Source organism: Bradyrhizobium sp. CCH5-F6, assembly GCF_001556045.1.
In the GTDB taxonomy this organism is placed as follows: Bacteria; Pseudomonadota; Alphaproteobacteria; order Rhizobiales; family Xanthobacteraceae; genus Bradyrhizobium.
Genome location: NZ_LSIC01000041.1, coordinates 1 through 14,169, shown reverse-complemented (window position 1 = coordinate 14,169; position 14,169 = coordinate 1). Strand labels below are relative to the sequence as shown.

Genomic DNA, 14,169 nt, shown 5'->3' with positions numbered 1-14,169 from the left:
TCAAGCTTGCCGCACGGTGCTTACTTCTTCTCCATCACGCATTGCAGCGGATGCTGGTGCTTGCGGGCGAAATCCATCACCTGCGTCACCTTGGTCTCGGCGATCTCGTAGGTGAAGACGCCGCACTCCCCGATGCCATGATGATGGACGTGGAGCATGATCTTTGTCGCGGCTTCGATGTCCTTGTTGAAGAACTTCTCCAGCACGTGAACCACGAACTCCATCGGCGTGTAGTCGTCGTTCAGGATCAGCACGCGGTACAGGTTCGGCCGCTTGGTCTTCGGCTTGACCTTGGTGATGACCGACGTGTTCGGACCCGTGGGGCCGCCCGAACGGTTCTCGTCATTGCTCATGCGAGGAGCGTCGGCAGCGGCTGGCGCGGACAGGTGGAGGCTGGAAGTCAGTTGCGGCATGGCACAGGCGTTCAAATTCCCCACGGAAGCGAAGGCGGTCACCGCGCGACCCGGCCCGTCGGAGCCTGGCGCAGGCGCGCCGCCTGGTTGGATCGCCGCTCCCGACAGATCCGGCTCGAGCCGGATCGTTCGCCAGCAATATGGGCCTGCCCCCGGCTGGCCGCAAGCTTGCGAAGGTCCGGCCGATGCGGCCGCGGCAGTCCCGATTCCCGGTCCGGGCGATCCTGATCAGGTTAATCAATCCGGACCGATTTGACAAAAATTTCCGCCCCTCGCGTTTAGAACACGTTGACCAGAAACCTGCCCCTTAACCCGCCTGCGACGGGTTTTCCGCAGATGGCTCCGGGTTTCTGCGGTCCAATTTACCTGCCATTCAATGGCGTGGCGCGAAATCGGGCAGGATACAGATTTCGGGGATCGTCATGTCTCGCCTGCCTCTCGTGAGCCGCCTCGGTCGGCAACTCGCCCGCTTTGCAGCGGCCGAGCAGGGCAATATCGCCGTCATCTTCGCCATCGCGCTCGTTCCGGTGCTGAGCTTCGTCGGCGCCGCAATCGACTATAGCCGCGCCGCCCAGGCGCGCTCCTCCATGCAGTCAGCCCTGGATTCCGCTGCGCTGATGCTCTCCAGGGACCTTTCGTCCGGCACGATCACGACATCGCAGTTATCCACCAAGGCGCAAGCCTATTTCAACGCCCTGTTCACGGACACCAACACCCTGCCTTCGGTCAACGTCGCGGCCACCTATAACGCCAGCACCAGCATCGGCTCGACCATCCAGCTCAGCGGAACCGGCACCTACACGACCACCTTCATGAAGATCGCCGGCTTTCCGACGCTCGACATCGGCACAACGTCCACCAGCGCCTGGGGCTTGACGCGCATGCGCGTGGCCCTGGTGCTCGACGTCACGGGATCCATGGCAGACGACGGCAAGATGCCTGCAATGCAAACGGCCGCAAAGAACCTGATCGATCAGCTCAGCGCGCTCGCGAAGAACAACGGCGACGTCTACATCTCGATCGTGCCGTTCTCCAAGGACGTCAACGTCGGCAGCACCAACTACACGAAAAGCTGGATCGACTGGTCCGACTGGGAAGCCGCGAACGGGACTTGCAGCAACACCAACTACACGAAGCGGTCAAGCTGCGTGAACAACGGCAAGACCTGGACACCGAAGAACCACAACACCTGGACCGGCTGCGTCACGGACCGCGACCAGAACTACGATACCAAGAACACGACACCCGTGAGCGGCAATTCGTCCACGCTTTTTCCGGCCGAGCAATATACCTACTGCAACCCCAGCAATTCGGCCTACATCCAGCCGATCATGCCGCTCAGCTACGATTGGACCTCGCTCAAGTCCCTTGTCGACAAGCTGGTTCCGACCGGCAATACGAACCAGGGCATCGGCCTTGCCTGGGGCTGGATGACGCTGTCGACCGGCGATCCCATGAACGCGCCGGCCAAGGATACGAACTACACCTACAAGGACGCCATCGTCCTGCTCTCGGATGGTCTCAACACGCAGAACCGCTGGTACAACAATGCTTCGCAGATCGACGCCCGGCAGAAGATCCTCTGCGACAACGCCAAGGCCCAGCCCTACAACGTCACGATCTACACGGTCCAGGTGAACACCGGCGGCGATCCGACATCGAGCGTGCTGCAATATTGCGCCAGCGGCAGCGACAAGTTCTATCTGGTCACCTCGGCGAGCCAGACCGTCTCGGTGTTCAAGGATATCGGCACTTCGCTGTCGAAGCTGCGCGTGGCGCGCTGACGGATCTATCCAGCGAACGATGCGCGCAAAAAAGCCCGGCTGTTTGAGCCGGGCTTTTTCGTTTCAGGACGTCCTGAAACGTTACTGGGCGGCCGGGGTGAACTTCGACACGATGGTCTCGACCGGCTTGAACGCCTGCTTGGCGAGGTCGCTGTAGAGGCCGGCGATCTTCTGCGATTCCGCAACGAAGGTCTCGTAGGTGGAACGGGCAAAATCGGTCTGCGCTTCCATGGCCTTGTCCAGCGACTTCACGCCGGACAGCTTCTCGACGAAGGACTTGGTGTCTTCGAACGACTTCTTCGTATAGTCGCCATAGGCGCTGGCGATCGCCTGGAGGCCGTGCTGCACCGAGGTCGCGGAGGCAACGCACTGCTCGAACTGCTCTTTCCCGTAATTCTGAAAGTCTTCAACCTTGAACATGTCGGAATCCTTTTCCCTGGCTCGCGTCGGGAAGCCCCGGCTCCCTGACTTCGCACAAATTTAGTGCAGCGCACAAAAAAGTCAAGAATCTTGTGCGTCGCACAAAAATCAAATGCAAATCGCAGAGATTCCCAGGGTTTCCCGCAAGGGTTCCTTAAGCTTTTGGAAACCGCAGCCCCCTACCCTGATTCCCTGGACGTGTTCACTTCCGACAGCGGCCAAAAGCCGTTTGAGAACATCACCTTAGCCAGAACAGCGGCTCGGGTTCAACGTCCCCCGCGGCGAACACCAGCGGAGGGACAGCCTGAGCAGGTAAGATCCCGGGTCGATTTGGGCACAATTTCGCCCCACGGGCCGGTGATCAAGTCAGAAACGGGGACGGGGTTCCATGCTTCGTAAAAACTGGTCTTCCTCGCGCTGGGCGCGGGTTGGCGTTTTCGGGCTTCTTACGGTCACCACCGCAGTCATCTTCACCACCGATGCCGCCGAGGCCAGGCGCCATCGCCGCCACTACGCGCACCACAAGGTGCAGCGCGATGTGTCGGATACCTCCAGCTCGAAATTCGCGTCCATCATCGTCGACGGCAATTCCGGCGCGGTGCTCCAGGCGACAAGCCCCGACGGGATCCGCCATCCGGCCTCGCTGACCAAGATCATGACGCTCTATCTGCTGTTCGAGCGCCTCGAATCCGGCAAGCTGAAGCTCGACACCGAGCTGCCGGTGTCCCGGCACGCCGCCGATCAGGATCCGACCAAGCTGAACCTGCGTCCCGGCCAGACCATCCGTGTCGAGGATGCGATCAAGGGGCTCGTAACCCGCTCAGCCAACGACGCAGCCGTGGTGATTGCGGAGGCGATTGCCGGAAGCGAGGACGACTTCGCCCAGATGATGACGCGCAAGGCGCGCTCGCTCGGCATGTCGAAGACGGTCTATCGCAACGCCAACGGTCTTCCCAACGACGAGCAGGTCACGACCGCGCGCGATCAGGCCACGCTCGGTCGCGCCATCCAGGAGCGTTTCCCGCGCTACTACCGCTATTTCGCCACCTCGACGTTCAACTGGCGAGGACAGTCGATCCGAAACCACAACCACCTGCTCGGCAGCGTCGAGGGCGTCGACGGCATCAAGACCGGCTACACCCGCGCCTCCGGCTTCAACCTCGTCACCTCGATGCGCCGCGGCAACCGCCACCTGATCGGCGTGGTGCTCGGCGGCCGCAGCGGCGGCTCGCGCGACGCCATCATGCGCAACCTGCTGGCGGAGAATCTCGAGAAGGGCGCGACCGTCCACACCGTCGCGGCGATCACTGAGCGCAACGGCGCTGACGCCAATACCGATGTTGCCAATGCCTCGGATGCGCCGACACGGCCTCCCGCGCAGGTTCAGGTCGCTGCCGCCGCTGCTCCCGAAGCGGCCCCGTCGCGTCTCGCCGCGCGTCTGTCTACGCTTGCAGCCGCGACCGCTGCAATGCCGCCGGCTCAGCCTCGATCTGAAGCGAGCAAGCCGGAAGTTCGGCCGACCGAATCCAGGGTCGAGCCGGCGCCGCTCACCAATGGCGTGATCTCGAGCCAGCCGCTCTCCATCATCCCCGGCTCGTCCGAGCCGATGAAGCCGGTGCGGGTCAAGACGGTGCAGGTCAAGGCCGGCCCCGTGAAGGTCGCCTCCGCCGCCCCGACCCAGGTCGCCCCGCCGGTCACCAGCACCATCCCGCCCCGTTCCGACGTCGCGGAAACCTCCGGCGCCGTCGTCGCCAGGGCGGATCTCATCAACAAGCCGCAGGCTGTAAGCCAGCCGGAAGCGCCGAAGGCCGAGATTGCCCGCACCGAACTGCCGCGGCAGCCGGCGGGATTCGGCACCGGCAACGGCATTCTCGGAGTGCTGCCGGCCGCAACTGCCGCTGCGCCCGCTCCCGCGGGTCCGAAGCTCGCGTCCGCCGACCCGGCGCCGCAGCCGATCCAGATGAGCGCCACCACCAAGCCGGCCACCCTCCACAGCGGCTGGATCGTCCAGGTCGGCGCGCTCGAGAGCGAGAACGAAGCTCAGCAGCGCATCGATGCCGCCCGCAACTCGGCCCGCGGCCTGCTCAGCAAGGCCGACCCGTTCACCGAGCCTGTTGTCGCCAAGGACAATCGCAAGCTCTACCGCGCCCGCTTCGCGGGGCTCGAGCGCGACCAGGCCGAAGCTGTCTGCCGCGCCTTGAAGCGCGCCGAGATCTCCTGCATCACCGTCCGGAACTGATCTCCCTTCTCCGTCCCGGATCAAATGCCCGCGCCCAGCGCGGGCATTTTTCGTTTTGAGATGCGACGAGGCCGAGGCTGTTGATGAGAAGGCCGCTCCCCGACAACCTCTCGTCAAGGATTTACGGTTAAGACTTTGCTCAAGGGATCGACCACGCCGACAAGGGCGGGCATCGGGGCGACGGCAGACAGAGCAAGCAGAGCTCACGCGGTACGAGCGTTTGTAGCGTGGTGCCGGAGTCAGCCGTTATGCGTGCGAAGCAGAGTATCCTTGGCCTCGTTTACCCGGGCGGCGAGATACGTCGAGCCCCCCTGGTCGGGATGGAGTTTCTTCATCAGGGACTTGTGCGCCCGGCTGATGTCGTCGCGCCCCGCCCCCGGCTGCAAGCCAAGGATCTGATAGGCTTCCTCCGCCGTCATTTTGCCGCTCGCCGTCGTGCGGCGCTGCCGCCCTGCCGCATCTCCCTGCGCGTTCTGACGCCAGGCGGGAAACCGGCGGTCCAGATAGCTTTCAAGTAAGGCCACGCTCTCGGCATCGAACGCCGGGACCATCGCCAGCAGGCCGGCGAGATCGAACTCGCCGAGATCGCGACCGGCGTGGGGGCCCGCGACGATCCGGCCCGTCAACTGGCCGGTGTCGTGGTCGAGCCGCATGTCCAGGAATTGCGATCGCACCTGCGAGGCCTGTCCGGACGGGCGCGCCGCGCCGCCGCCGAACAGCCCACCGAAATTGCCGAAGCCGGCATTCGCCAAGGGCGTCCAGCCGAGCAAGCCGGCGCCAAAAATTCCGAGCGGGATCGCAACCGCCAGCTCGCCCCGCAAGCCGGTGAACGCGGCGACCGCCAGCGCCAGCACGCCGCCGCCGAACTTGACGGTGCGCGCCAGCACCGCCGGATTGGCGGAACGGAACATCTGGAGCAGGAGGTAAAGCGTGATAACAGCGACAGCGCCGGCAATCAGGGTCATGGCCGGAATATAGGCGCCCTCGCGGCAAAATGCATCGCGTCCACCTCCGCCGCCGCCGCGCACCGCGCCAGCCTGATCGCTACTTCATCTGGCCGATCAAATTTGCCGCGCCGCTCGCGGTCTGCGCCAGCTTCAACAACGCTTCGCGTCCGCCTGCGGCATAGGCCGCAGCTGCCCGCAACAGCTCGCGCAGCTGCGCCGCCGCACCGGGATCGAACCGGCACCAGGCACCGCCGGTCAGGCGCGCGATCTCGCGAAAGGCCTGCTCGGCAACGGCGTCATGCCCCTCCTGAAACACGAACACTGGCACCTTGAGCATACCGAGCTCGCCAGCCCTGGCGCAGAGTTCCTCGAGCCTTTCCTCCATGGCATCGCCGATGAACACCACGGCCCGCACGCCGGATGCGACCGCCTCGCGCCGGGCCTCGGTCAGCACCTTGCCGATCTGGGTATCGCCGCCGCGGCAATCGATCGTGCTCATCAGCGTCGCCAGCCTGGTGCTGTCGGAGATCCAACCCGTGGCGCGGCACTCGTTGAGGCCGCGATAGTAGACCAGCCGGATGTCGAGACTGCCGAGCGTAGCGGCCTCGCGAAACATGTCGGCCTGGAGCGCGCAGGCCATGTCCCAGGTCGGTTGCCGGCTCATCGTCGCATCCAGCGCGAAGATCAACCGCCCTCTTGCACCGGGCGCATGCGGCGACAGCGCACGCGCCTTGGCGACGAAGGCGGCAATGTCCTCCGAGGTCGACGTCCCGGTCTGCGGCACTGCGCCGCCGGTCGTCGTCGAGACGGCATCGCCGCGCGGTTTGATGGGCTGGCCCGACATCCCTGCTCAATCATGCGTGGGCAACTCATGTGGTGAGCGCGCAGAGCCCGGTCAATGCGCGAAGCCTCCGCGGACGTAGGCCGGCGGAGGCTTCGAAGTGAGTGTTGATGATGGCGTAGGCGTCAGCTCTTGGCAGGCCCCATCAGTGCGACCGGACCGGGCTCGAGAATCTTCGGCGGGGAGGATTGCGTGTCGACCGGCGCGACCTGGCTGTCGGTCGCGCTCAAGAACTTGTCGAGCATGCTCTGGATCGAGCTCTTGGCCACATCCGGACCGGTGTCGCGCATGTCGTTGTGCTGGAATTCGGTCTTCACGACCTGGATGCCCGCCTTCTCGCATTCCTCGTCGGTCGGAAGCACGCCTGCATCGGGCTTGAACTGCGGATCCTGCGAGCGGAACGACAGGATCTTGAACTTGCCCGCGGTGACGAAAGGCACGCGCAGATTGTCGAGCGTGACGACCTTCTTGACCTCATCCGGATACTGCTTGGCGAAGTACATCGTGATGTCGCCGCCCATGGAGTGACCGACCATCGTCACCTTGTCGTAGTCGGCGTTGGGCTGAACCTTCTTCATTTCGTGCATGGCGAAATGGATGTTGGCGACGCCGCGCAGGATCTGCGGCAGCCGGCCGACATAGAGCTCGCCGGGCTTGGTCACCATCGGAGGATCGGTCGGCAAGTCATGCTGGGGGCTCACGACCATGTAGCCGCGCGCAGCGAAGATGTTGGCGAGGAAGCCGTACTCGGTGTTCTTGACGGTGTTGCCGTGATTGATGACGGCGACCGGCAGCGTGATCATGCCGGCATTGGCCTGCATTTCCTTGTCGCGGCGCACCGCGATGTGGAGCGGCACCGGACGGTTGTCGCGCGAGGCGTCATAGAAGGTGATGGTCTCGTGCTTGATCGCCCACTTGCTCGCCGTGAAATAGGCGATGCCGCAGAGAGCACTGACAGAAACCAGAACGGCAATTCCACGCTTCATTTTCGTCCTCAGCCTCAGGCTCCAGCGGCCTGAATCCCTGTTGAAAATCGTGTTCTTCCGGGCTCTTCGGTCCCTTGTCGCCTATTCCCTAATATATGTCACAGCAGCGTGACAGGAAGGCTAAATATTGTGAATCGGCCGCCCTTCCATTGTGCGTCGCACTCGTTTTGTGGGCACCCCATTCTCATACCGCTACGTGAGGTACACCTTACCATCCGACGCAACCGGTCTCGATTGGGTTCAATTTTGAGGTCAGCGTGGGGTAAAAACGCGCAGGGCGCAGGACGGGTTCCCGCGTGAAACCATGGGCTCGGGTCCGCCGGAAGTAGCCGTATACCGCGGCGTCAGGCGCCCAGGATATCGTGGACCTCGAGCGGCTTGTCGACCTGACTGAACCACTCGGCGCGGTTGGCGGCACGGCGGCGGCCGCGCTCGTCGAGCGGCAGCTTGAGCTGTCGAAGCAGGCTCGTCACCTCCTCCCGCGCGGTGAGGTGGCCGAGATTGGGCCGCACGCCGAGCGTGGCCTCGTCGATCTCGTCGAGGGCGGTCAGGCCGCGCGGAAAAAATTCGCGATAGACGACGCGTTCGGCGAAGCCGTCGACGTAGCGGAAGCCGAGCCGCAGCGACAGATCCTTCAATCCCTCGGCGACGAGCTGCTTGTTGCGGGAGCCGAGCATGGACAGACGGTTGCGCACCACGATCCAGTCGGTGGTTACGCCGTCGAGCTGGCGGCGCTTGCGCCTGACGTCACGCACCATCTCGGCATAGTGGCTCTCGCCCGTGACGGCGTAATTGGCGGGGTCGACGGTGCCGAGCACGTCGAAATCGAGGAAGCTGTCGTTGATCGGCGTCACCAGGGTGTCGGCCATCGAATGCGCGAGGCGCATCAGGTAGCTGTCGGTGCCGGGCGTATCGATGACGATGAAGTCGAAGCTGCTCTCGACCGCCGAAACCGCATCCATGAATTGCTGGAACTCGGAATTCTCGTTCTCGGCAATATGCATGGTCTCGCCGAGCTTGATGCAACGATGCACCGGCAGTTCGAGGTCGAGCTTGGTACGGCGGGCCCAGGCCGCGCGGTTGTCGATGTAGTGGGTGAAGCTCTTCTGGCGGCAGTCGAGGTCGATGGTGGCGACGCGCTGGCCGGCCTTCAGCAGCGCAACGGCGATGTGCAAGGCGGTGGTCGATTTGCCGGAGCCGCCCTTCTCGTTGCCGAGCACGACCACATGCGCCGAGCCGGATTGGCCTTGGCTAGCCTGCACAAGCATAGCAATCCTCAACACCCCTTGACGAATATCTTCGAGTTGACCGCGTCTGCGGTCAAGTGAAATGCGTGACAGGTCATGCAAATCACAGCGCACTGCTTCGTCATGAATCGCTGCGCCGTCTTTCGTCCGTGATCTCGCCCACAATGTCGCGACATCGTGCGCCACCTTGCGCGGGATGCTGTGCCGCATCCGGATGCATGGCGTCCACGATCGCCGCTTGTTAAGGTTAGCCGGCCGGGCGCAACGCCCGTGCCTGCGATGATTCCAAACCGTCGAGTCCTGATGTCAGCAAGCCCATTGATCGCCCGCACGGTCCCCGCCCTGCGGCGCGCCGTCGACAATCTCCGCAAGCGAAAGGCCACGATCGCGCTGGTCCCGACCATGGGGGCCCTCCATGACGGGCATGTGTCGCTGGTCCGCCTCGCCAAGCGGCGCGCCAGCCGCGTCGTGGTGTCGATCTTCGTCAACCCGACCCAGTTCGCCCCGACCGAGGATTTCGGCGCCTATCCGCGAACCTGGAAGGCCGACATCGCCAAGCTCGCGGCCGAGGAGGTCGATGTCGTCTGGCACCCAGGCGTCGAGGCCATGTATCCGGAAGGCTTTGCCACCCGCATCGTCCCGGAGGGACCGGCGCTGGCCGGGCTCGAGGACCGCTTCCGCCCGCATTTCTTCGGCGGCGTCGCCACCGTCGTCGGCAAGCTGTTCACGCAGTGCCGGCCGGACTTTGCGATCTTCGGCGAAAAGGACTTCCAGCAGTTGCGGGTGGTGACGCAGATGGCGCGCGACCTCGACCTGGGCGTCAAGGTCATCGGCTCCCGCACCGTGCGCGAGCGCGACGGGCTCGCGATGTCCTCGCGCAACGTCTACCTCTCGCCCGACCAACGCCAGACCGCCACCGTCCTCTACCGAGCGATGAAGGCGAGCGCCGCGCGCATCCGTGCCGGCGATTCCATCGCGCCGGCGATGGCGGGCGGTGCCGAGATGATCGAGGCGGCCGGCCTGGTGCTCGACTATTACGAGGTCCGCCATGCCGAGACACTGGCACCGATCACCTCGCGCAAGGACGGCCCGCTCCGAATCCTGGTCGCGGCCAAGCTCGGCACCACCCGGCTGATCGACAATATCGCGGTTTAGAGCAGCCCGAGGTCACGCAGCTCGCGCCGCATCGGCTCCGGCATCGCCGCGATCGAGCCGGCCGCGGACTTGCCGAGATCGGCCGGCACGGAATCGTCGGTGAGATAGCGCCAGCCCTGGAACGGGCGCATCGGCCGCGGCGAGACGGAGATCACTTTCGGCTGCATCACGATCCGGCAGCGCCCGATACCGTCCTTGTCGCGGAACGGCTCGATGCCGATGATCTTTTCGCGCGCGGCGATCTCGCCCTTGATGACCCAATAGAGCGAGCCGCCGGCGAGGATTTCGGCGTCGCGCTTGGGCACCATGCGGGTGATGTGGATGTGATGTTGCGGCAGACCCTTCTTCCTGGCGGTCTGCATCCGTTCGGCCACCCACTCCTTCAATTCCTTGACGGAGTCGCAGCCGACGGCGAGCTTGATCAGATGTAGCGGCATGCCCAAGCATTAGCCGGGCAATCTCGCATTTGGAATGCCGATCTACTCGTTATCCGCAGCCGCGGGAGCAGCCGTAGACGCCGGCGGCGGCGCGAGCGGAACCGGTGCGGCGGCGGGCGCACGCGCAGCCTTTGGAGCCGGCGGTTTCTTCGCGGCCGGCGCAGCTGTTGCCGAGGGCGCTGCGGCCTGTGCCGAGGCCGCGGCGGGCGCACGCGGTGCCGGCCCCGCCTGGCGCGTCGCCGCCGTGGGCGGCTCCGGATTCATGATGCTCACCGGCGGCGTCGACGAAGCGCTCGGGAACTCGGCATTGGTCGGCCTGCCCGTCGGCATCGACGGCGGCATCCCGGCGAGCGCCGCGGTGGCCGGCATCGCCGGTGCCGTTGGGGGCGCGTTCCAGGTCGGCGCATAGCGCGCGATCAGCGTGTCGTAGAGATGGGATTCCATGTTGGCGGCGACCTGCTGCTGGTCGGTCAGCGAGCGGAACGCGGGGCAATCGAATTGCGTGCAGCCGTCGCGAGCGATCAGCACATGCGCGACCAGGCCGTAGCGATCACGCTCGAGCGATCTGCGCAGCACCTTCATCTCGATCGTCAGGCGCTTCTCGGCCGTGGCGACGTCTCCGATCGCAGTGAGCCGGTCGATCCTGGCGGCAGTGTTGGAAACGGCCGCGGCCGCTGCGTCAGGGGCGCCGAACAGCGCCTTCTCGCAGCCAGCGGCGACGGCATCGCCGGCGAGGTCGTCGAGACAGGACAATGCCGGCAGGCTGGCCGTGACAGCGGCCTGCTCGCGCGCTTCGGCCGGAGCGGACTGCCCTTCCGGTCCATAGACGCGCACGGTGGCTGCCCCTGCGATCACGATGGATAGCAGCGTGATGACGGTGAGCGCACCGTTGGCGACCGATCTGTCGGCGCGCAGCAGTGTGATCAGGAGAATCAATCCGAAGAATCCGGCAGCCGCCAGCGTCATCCACATCGGGAATGCCGGCGAACGCCAGATTTGGTCGAGCGAAGTGGCCCATGCCCAGTTCATGCGCGACGTCCCCTCACGCGAGCAAAGAGCGAATGGTCAAGCGAGCACCGCGAGTCGGCCACTGCCCCCGGTTCACGTTGTGAAGGCGAAGCGGGCCTTTTGACGGCGGCAGGACACTAATCCCTGATGGCACCGATGCGCGGGTGCGGTCAGCCTTCAGGAAAGCGCGAGCTGGCTTTCCTTGGCGACGCGCTCGAAGGCTTCGGTCGAGCTCTTGATCCGGTACTGGCAATCGTCGCCATCGGTCGGCAGCAGACGGATGACCTCGTACGACCCGCTGGCAGCGGGGCGCGCGACATTGCTGGCGGTGAACAAGACGCGCGATCCCACGGGAAATTTGTGCTTCAACACCCTCTCCATAACTCAAACAGCGCCTGCCTCGCCCATGGTCCCACTGCGATGGCCGGCCGGAAACCCGGCTTGTTGTATAGCACGCGCAGGGCCGTTTTGGCCAGCGCCATGCCGGCATGGCGAGCGATCAAATTTTGCAGTCATTTCAGAATGATACCGGGGCAATCGGCGGGCCGATGATACCGTGGTAGCGGTTTGTTCCGCCGGCATGTCGCAGGCTGATGTCGCAGGCAAGTGTCGCAGCCCGGTCCCGCCGCCCTCGCCCCGTCCCGCCTTGAGATCCGCTGGCCGGAACTCGGTCAGCGGCCCCGGCCGGATCTGCCGTCAGGCATCCTCGAACTTGTCGATGACAAGCGTTTCGGCAAGCCCGTCGCGCGTCCATTCCTGGAATGCCGGCAGCGCCATCATCGTCTCCATGTAGGCCTTGGTGTCCGGCGTAACCTCGATCGCGTAGGTCCGGAAGCGGTGCACGACCGGGGCATACATCGCGTCCGCCGCACCGAAGCGACCGAACAGGAACGGTCCCCCGGCACCATAACGGGCGCGGCAATCGCGCCAGATCTCCTGAATTCGCGCGATGTTGGCCTTGGCGTCCGCCGACAGCGTCACAGGCCGCACGGGGCGGTGCAGGTTCATGCCGCACTCGTTGCGCAGGGCCATGAACCCCGAATGCATCTCGGCGCACACCGACCGGGCATGGGCGCGGGCCGCGGCATCGTCGGGCCACAGCTTCTTCTCGGGAAATCGCTCGGCGATGTACTCGATGATGCTGAGCGAATCCCACACCGTGATGTCGCCGTCGACCAGCACCGGCACCTTGCCGGCGCGGCTGAAGGACAGGATCTGCTCCTTGTCCGCGGGGTTGTCGGTGTAGAGCGGGATCAGCGTCTCCACGAACGGGATGTCGTTGGCTCGCAGCGCGAGCCAGGGCCGCATCGACCATGACGAGTAGTTCTTGTTGCCGATCGCGAGTTTCAGCGCTGCCATGTCATCAATCCTTCCCACGACGCCTTGAAGCGAGCCGCTTTTAGCGCCATCGCCTGCCGCCAATCAATCGTTGCCGCACCGGATCACGCGTGGCAATCGTTGCGATTGCGAGGAGACAGACATGAGCAGGCATTGGGTCGACATCGCCGCCGTCGGCTTCTTCATCATCGAATGGCTGGTCTATGCGCTGACGCTGGAGCACTCGGCCTATGGCCGCGACAGCCTGTCGGCGCGGATGAATCGATATCGCGAGGTCTGGGTGCGCCGGATGCTCCACCGCGAGACACGCATGGTCGACATGCAGATCATGGCCTCGCTCCAGAGCGGCACCGCCTTCTTCGCGTCCACCAGCCTGTTCGCGCTCGGCGGCGCGCTGGCGCTGCTGCACGCCACCAATGATGCGATCACGATCCTGAGCAAGCTGCCGATCGACCTCAGCACGTCGCCGGCCATGTGGGAGCTGAAATGCGTCGGCCTGGTGCTGATCTGCGTCTACGCTTTCTTCAAGTTCGCCTGGGCCTACCGCCTGTTCAACTACGTCGCGATCCTGTTCGGCGGCATGCCGCCGGCTGACCGGCGCGACACGCCCGAGGCCGAAGCCCATGTCATCCGCACCTCGCGTCTGTTCGAATCCGCCGGCCGTCATTTCAACCGCGGCCAGCGCGCCTTCTTCTTCGCGCTCGGCTATCTCGGCTGGTTCGTCAGCCCCTGGGTGCTGTTCGTCACCACGGCGGCGGTGGTGGTCGTGACCTGGCGACGGCAGTTCGCATCGAGTGCCTGGGCCGCGATGGCGCCGGAGGTGGTGGATGGCGAGGCGATGAAGCGCGGTCATTGAGGCGCGTGTCGCGGACAAGCTGCAACGCGCAAGCGTTGCGGCGCAGAGCCGAGGCCCAGAGAGCGGCACGACGCAGTGCTCTGCAGCGCACCGTCGAAGCGACTCTGCGCTGCGTCCGGGGCGCACGGGAGAAGAGCACACACACGCATCCTCGTCATTGCGAGCGCAGCGAAGCAATCCAGAGTCTTTTCGCGGAAGGATTCTGGATTGCTTCGTCGCAAGCGCTCCTCGCAATGACGGAGCAAGGGGCGACATCGCCACTCTTCCAACATGCATTTCCAATCGCAGACACGCCTTCGCGCTCTCGCGGCGCAATTCGCCCGAGCTTTGCTGATTACTCCCACCCTCTGAATCCAAGAGAGCGCAGGGAAGGCCGGGTGCTGACAACGCACCCGCGGTCTGCTGCGCAAAATGCACACGCAGAAGAACCGCACAGCAGCATACAGGTGGTGCCGATCACTCGGCCTTCCCTGCGCGATGGTCGGACGGCTTATGCCG

General features: G+C 64.6%; 14 protein-coding genes. 4 read left to right on the top strand and 10 right to left on the bottom strand.

Annotated features, from left to right (window positions below; genetic code table 11):
- Positions 1-20 precede the first annotated feature (20 nt).
- Positions 21-353, bottom strand: coding sequence for an ATP-dependent Clp protease adapter ClpS (gene clpS / locus AX729_RS06640; RefSeq protein ID WP_061021417.1), 333 nt, complete (start codon positions 351-353; stop codon positions 21-23).
- A 482-nt stretch (positions 354-835) separates the two neighbouring features.
- On the opposite strand from clpS, the gene AX729_RS06635 reads away from it, so the two are divergent.
- Positions 836-2,197 carry a TadE/TadG family type IV pilus assembly protein gene (locus tag AX729_RS06635; RefSeq protein ID WP_061021302.1) on the top strand — a complete coding sequence of 454 codons (1,362 nt, stop codon included), beginning with the start codon at positions 836-838 and terminating at the stop codon, positions 2,195-2,197.
- A gap of 81 nt (positions 2,198-2,278) precedes the next feature.
- Here the strand turns inward: AX729_RS06635 and AX729_RS06630 are convergent, their stop codons facing one another.
- Positions 2,279-2,617, bottom strand: a complete 339-nt coding sequence (locus AX729_RS06630; protein ID WP_061021300.1) for a phasin family protein — start codon at positions 2,615-2,617, stop codon at positions 2,279-2,281.
- A 388-nt stretch (positions 2,618-3,005) separates the two neighbouring features.
- Here AX729_RS06630 and AX729_RS06625 point away from each other — a divergent pair, with 388 nt between their 5' ends.
- A complete protein-coding gene (locus tag AX729_RS06625) occupies positions 3,006-4,856 on the top strand; it encodes a D-alanyl-D-alanine carboxypeptidase (RefSeq protein WP_061021298.1) in 1,851 nt (616 codons plus the stop codon).
- A 239-nt stretch (positions 4,857-5,095) separates the two neighbouring features.
- On the opposite strand, the gene AX729_RS06620 is transcribed toward AX729_RS06625, so the two are convergent.
- From AX729_RS06620 to AX729_RS06605, 4 genes are all read right to left on the bottom strand, one after another.
- Positions 5,096-5,821 (bottom strand): DnaJ domain-containing protein, encoded by a 726-nt coding sequence (locus tag AX729_RS06620; RefSeq protein WP_061021415.1) that lies wholly within the window; start codon positions 5,819-5,821, stop codon positions 5,096-5,098.
- Positions 5,822-5,900: 79 nt separating this feature from the next.
- Positions 5,901-6,647, bottom strand: a complete 747-nt coding sequence (locus AX729_RS06615; protein WP_061021296.1) for a vWA domain-containing protein — start codon at positions 6,645-6,647, stop codon at positions 5,901-5,903.
- 122 nt (positions 6,648-6,769) lie between these two features.
- Complete coding sequence (locus AX729_RS06610) at positions 6,770-7,630, bottom strand: alpha/beta fold hydrolase (protein WP_061021294.1); 861 nt, start codon at positions 7,628-7,630, stop codon at positions 6,770-6,772.
- Between the two features lie 344 nt (positions 7,631-7,974).
- Positions 7,975-8,898: a division plane positioning ATPase MipZ gene (locus AX729_RS06605; protein WP_061021292.1), complete on the bottom strand. Its 924-nt coding sequence runs from the start codon at positions 8,896-8,898 to the stop codon at positions 7,975-7,977.
- A gap of 282 nt (positions 8,899-9,180) precedes the next feature.
- Between AX729_RS06605 and panC the strand changes: the two genes are divergently transcribed.
- Entirely contained in the window at positions 9,181-10,032 is an 852-nt protein-coding gene (panC, locus tag AX729_RS06600) for a pantoate--beta-alanine ligase (RefSeq protein ID WP_061021289.1), read from the top strand.
- Here panC and AX729_RS06595 read toward each other — a convergent pair.
- From AX729_RS06595 to AX729_RS06580, 4 genes are all read right to left on the bottom strand, one after another.
- Complete coding sequence (locus AX729_RS06595) at positions 10,029-10,469, bottom strand: DUF1489 family protein (RefSeq protein ID WP_061021288.1); 441 nt, start codon at positions 10,467-10,469, stop codon at positions 10,029-10,031. The two genes, panC and AX729_RS06595, sit on opposite strands and share 4 nt — an antisense overlap.
- Positions 10,470-10,511: 42 nt before the next feature.
- Complete coding sequence (locus AX729_RS06590; RefSeq protein WP_061021286.1) at positions 10,512-11,498, bottom strand: hypothetical protein; 987 nt, start codon at positions 11,496-11,498, stop codon at positions 10,512-10,514.
- 156 nt (positions 11,499-11,654) lie between these two features.
- Positions 11,655-11,858 carry a hypothetical protein gene (locus tag AX729_RS06585; RefSeq protein ID WP_085966667.1) on the bottom strand — a complete coding sequence of 68 codons (204 nt, stop codon included), beginning with the start codon at positions 11,856-11,858 and terminating at the stop codon, positions 11,655-11,657.
- Positions 11,859-12,173: 315 nt separating this feature from the next.
- Positions 12,174-12,836, bottom strand: coding sequence for a glutathione S-transferase family protein (locus AX729_RS06580; protein ID WP_061021284.1), 663 nt, complete (start codon positions 12,834-12,836; stop codon positions 12,174-12,176).
- A gap of 121 nt (positions 12,837-12,957) precedes the next feature.
- Here AX729_RS06580 and AX729_RS06575 point away from each other — a divergent pair, with 121 nt between their 5' ends.
- The gene (locus AX729_RS06575) at positions 12,958-13,671 is read left to right on the top strand and encodes a DUF599 domain-containing protein (RefSeq protein ID WP_061021282.1); all 714 of its coding nucleotides are present in this window, start codon (positions 12,958-12,960) and stop codon (positions 13,669-13,671) included.
- The last annotated feature ends 498 nt before the right edge of the window (positions 13,672-14,169 follow it).

Bases quoted from the DNA above. Each gene is read 5' to 3' on its own strand.
- clpS (WP_061021417.1), bottom strand. From the start codon at position 353: ATGAGCAATGACGAGAACCGTTCGGGCGGCCCCACGGGTCCGAACACG.
- AX729_RS06635 (WP_061021302.1), top strand. From the start codon at position 836: ATGTCTCGCCTGCCTCTCGTGAGCCGCCTCGGTCGGCAACTCGCCCGC.
- AX729_RS06630 (WP_061021300.1), bottom strand. From the start codon at position 2,617: ATGTTCAAGGTTGAAGACTTTCAGAATTACGGGAAAGAGCAGTTCGAG.
- AX729_RS06625 (WP_061021298.1), top strand. From the start codon at position 3,006: ATGCTTCGTAAAAACTGGTCTTCCTCGCGCTGGGCGCGGGTTGGCGTT.
- AX729_RS06620 (WP_061021415.1), bottom strand. From the start codon at position 5,821: ATGACCCTGATTGCCGGCGCTGTCGCTGTTATCACGCTTTACCTCCTG.
- AX729_RS06615 (WP_061021296.1), bottom strand. From the start codon at position 6,647: ATGTCGGGCCAGCCCATCAAACCGCGCGGCGATGCCGTCTCGACGACG.
- AX729_RS06610 (WP_061021294.1), bottom strand. From the start codon at position 7,630: ATGAAGCGTGGAATTGCCGTTCTGGTTTCTGTCAGTGCTCTCTGCGGC.
- AX729_RS06605 (WP_061021292.1), bottom strand. From the start codon at position 8,898: ATGCTTGTGCAGGCTAGCCAAGGCCAATCCGGCTCGGCGCATGTGGTC.
- panC (WP_061021289.1), top strand. From the start codon at position 9,181: ATGTCAGCAAGCCCATTGATCGCCCGCACGGTCCCCGCCCTGCGGCGC.
- AX729_RS06595 (WP_061021288.1), bottom strand. From the start codon at position 10,469: ATGCCGCTACATCTGATCAAGCTCGCCGTCGGCTGCGACTCCGTCAAG.
- AX729_RS06590 (WP_061021286.1), bottom strand. From the start codon at position 11,498: ATGAACTGGGCATGGGCCACTTCGCTCGACCAAATCTGGCGTTCGCCG.
- AX729_RS06585 (WP_085966667.1), bottom strand. From the start codon at position 11,858: ATGGAGAGGGTGTTGAAGCACAAATTTCCCGTGGGATCGCGCGTCTTG.
- AX729_RS06580 (WP_061021284.1), bottom strand. From the start codon at position 12,836: ATGGCAGCGCTGAAACTCGCGATCGGCAACAAGAACTACTCGTCATGG.
- AX729_RS06575 (WP_061021282.1), top strand. From the start codon at position 12,958: ATGAGCAGGCATTGGGTCGACATCGCCGCCGTCGGCTTCTTCATCATC.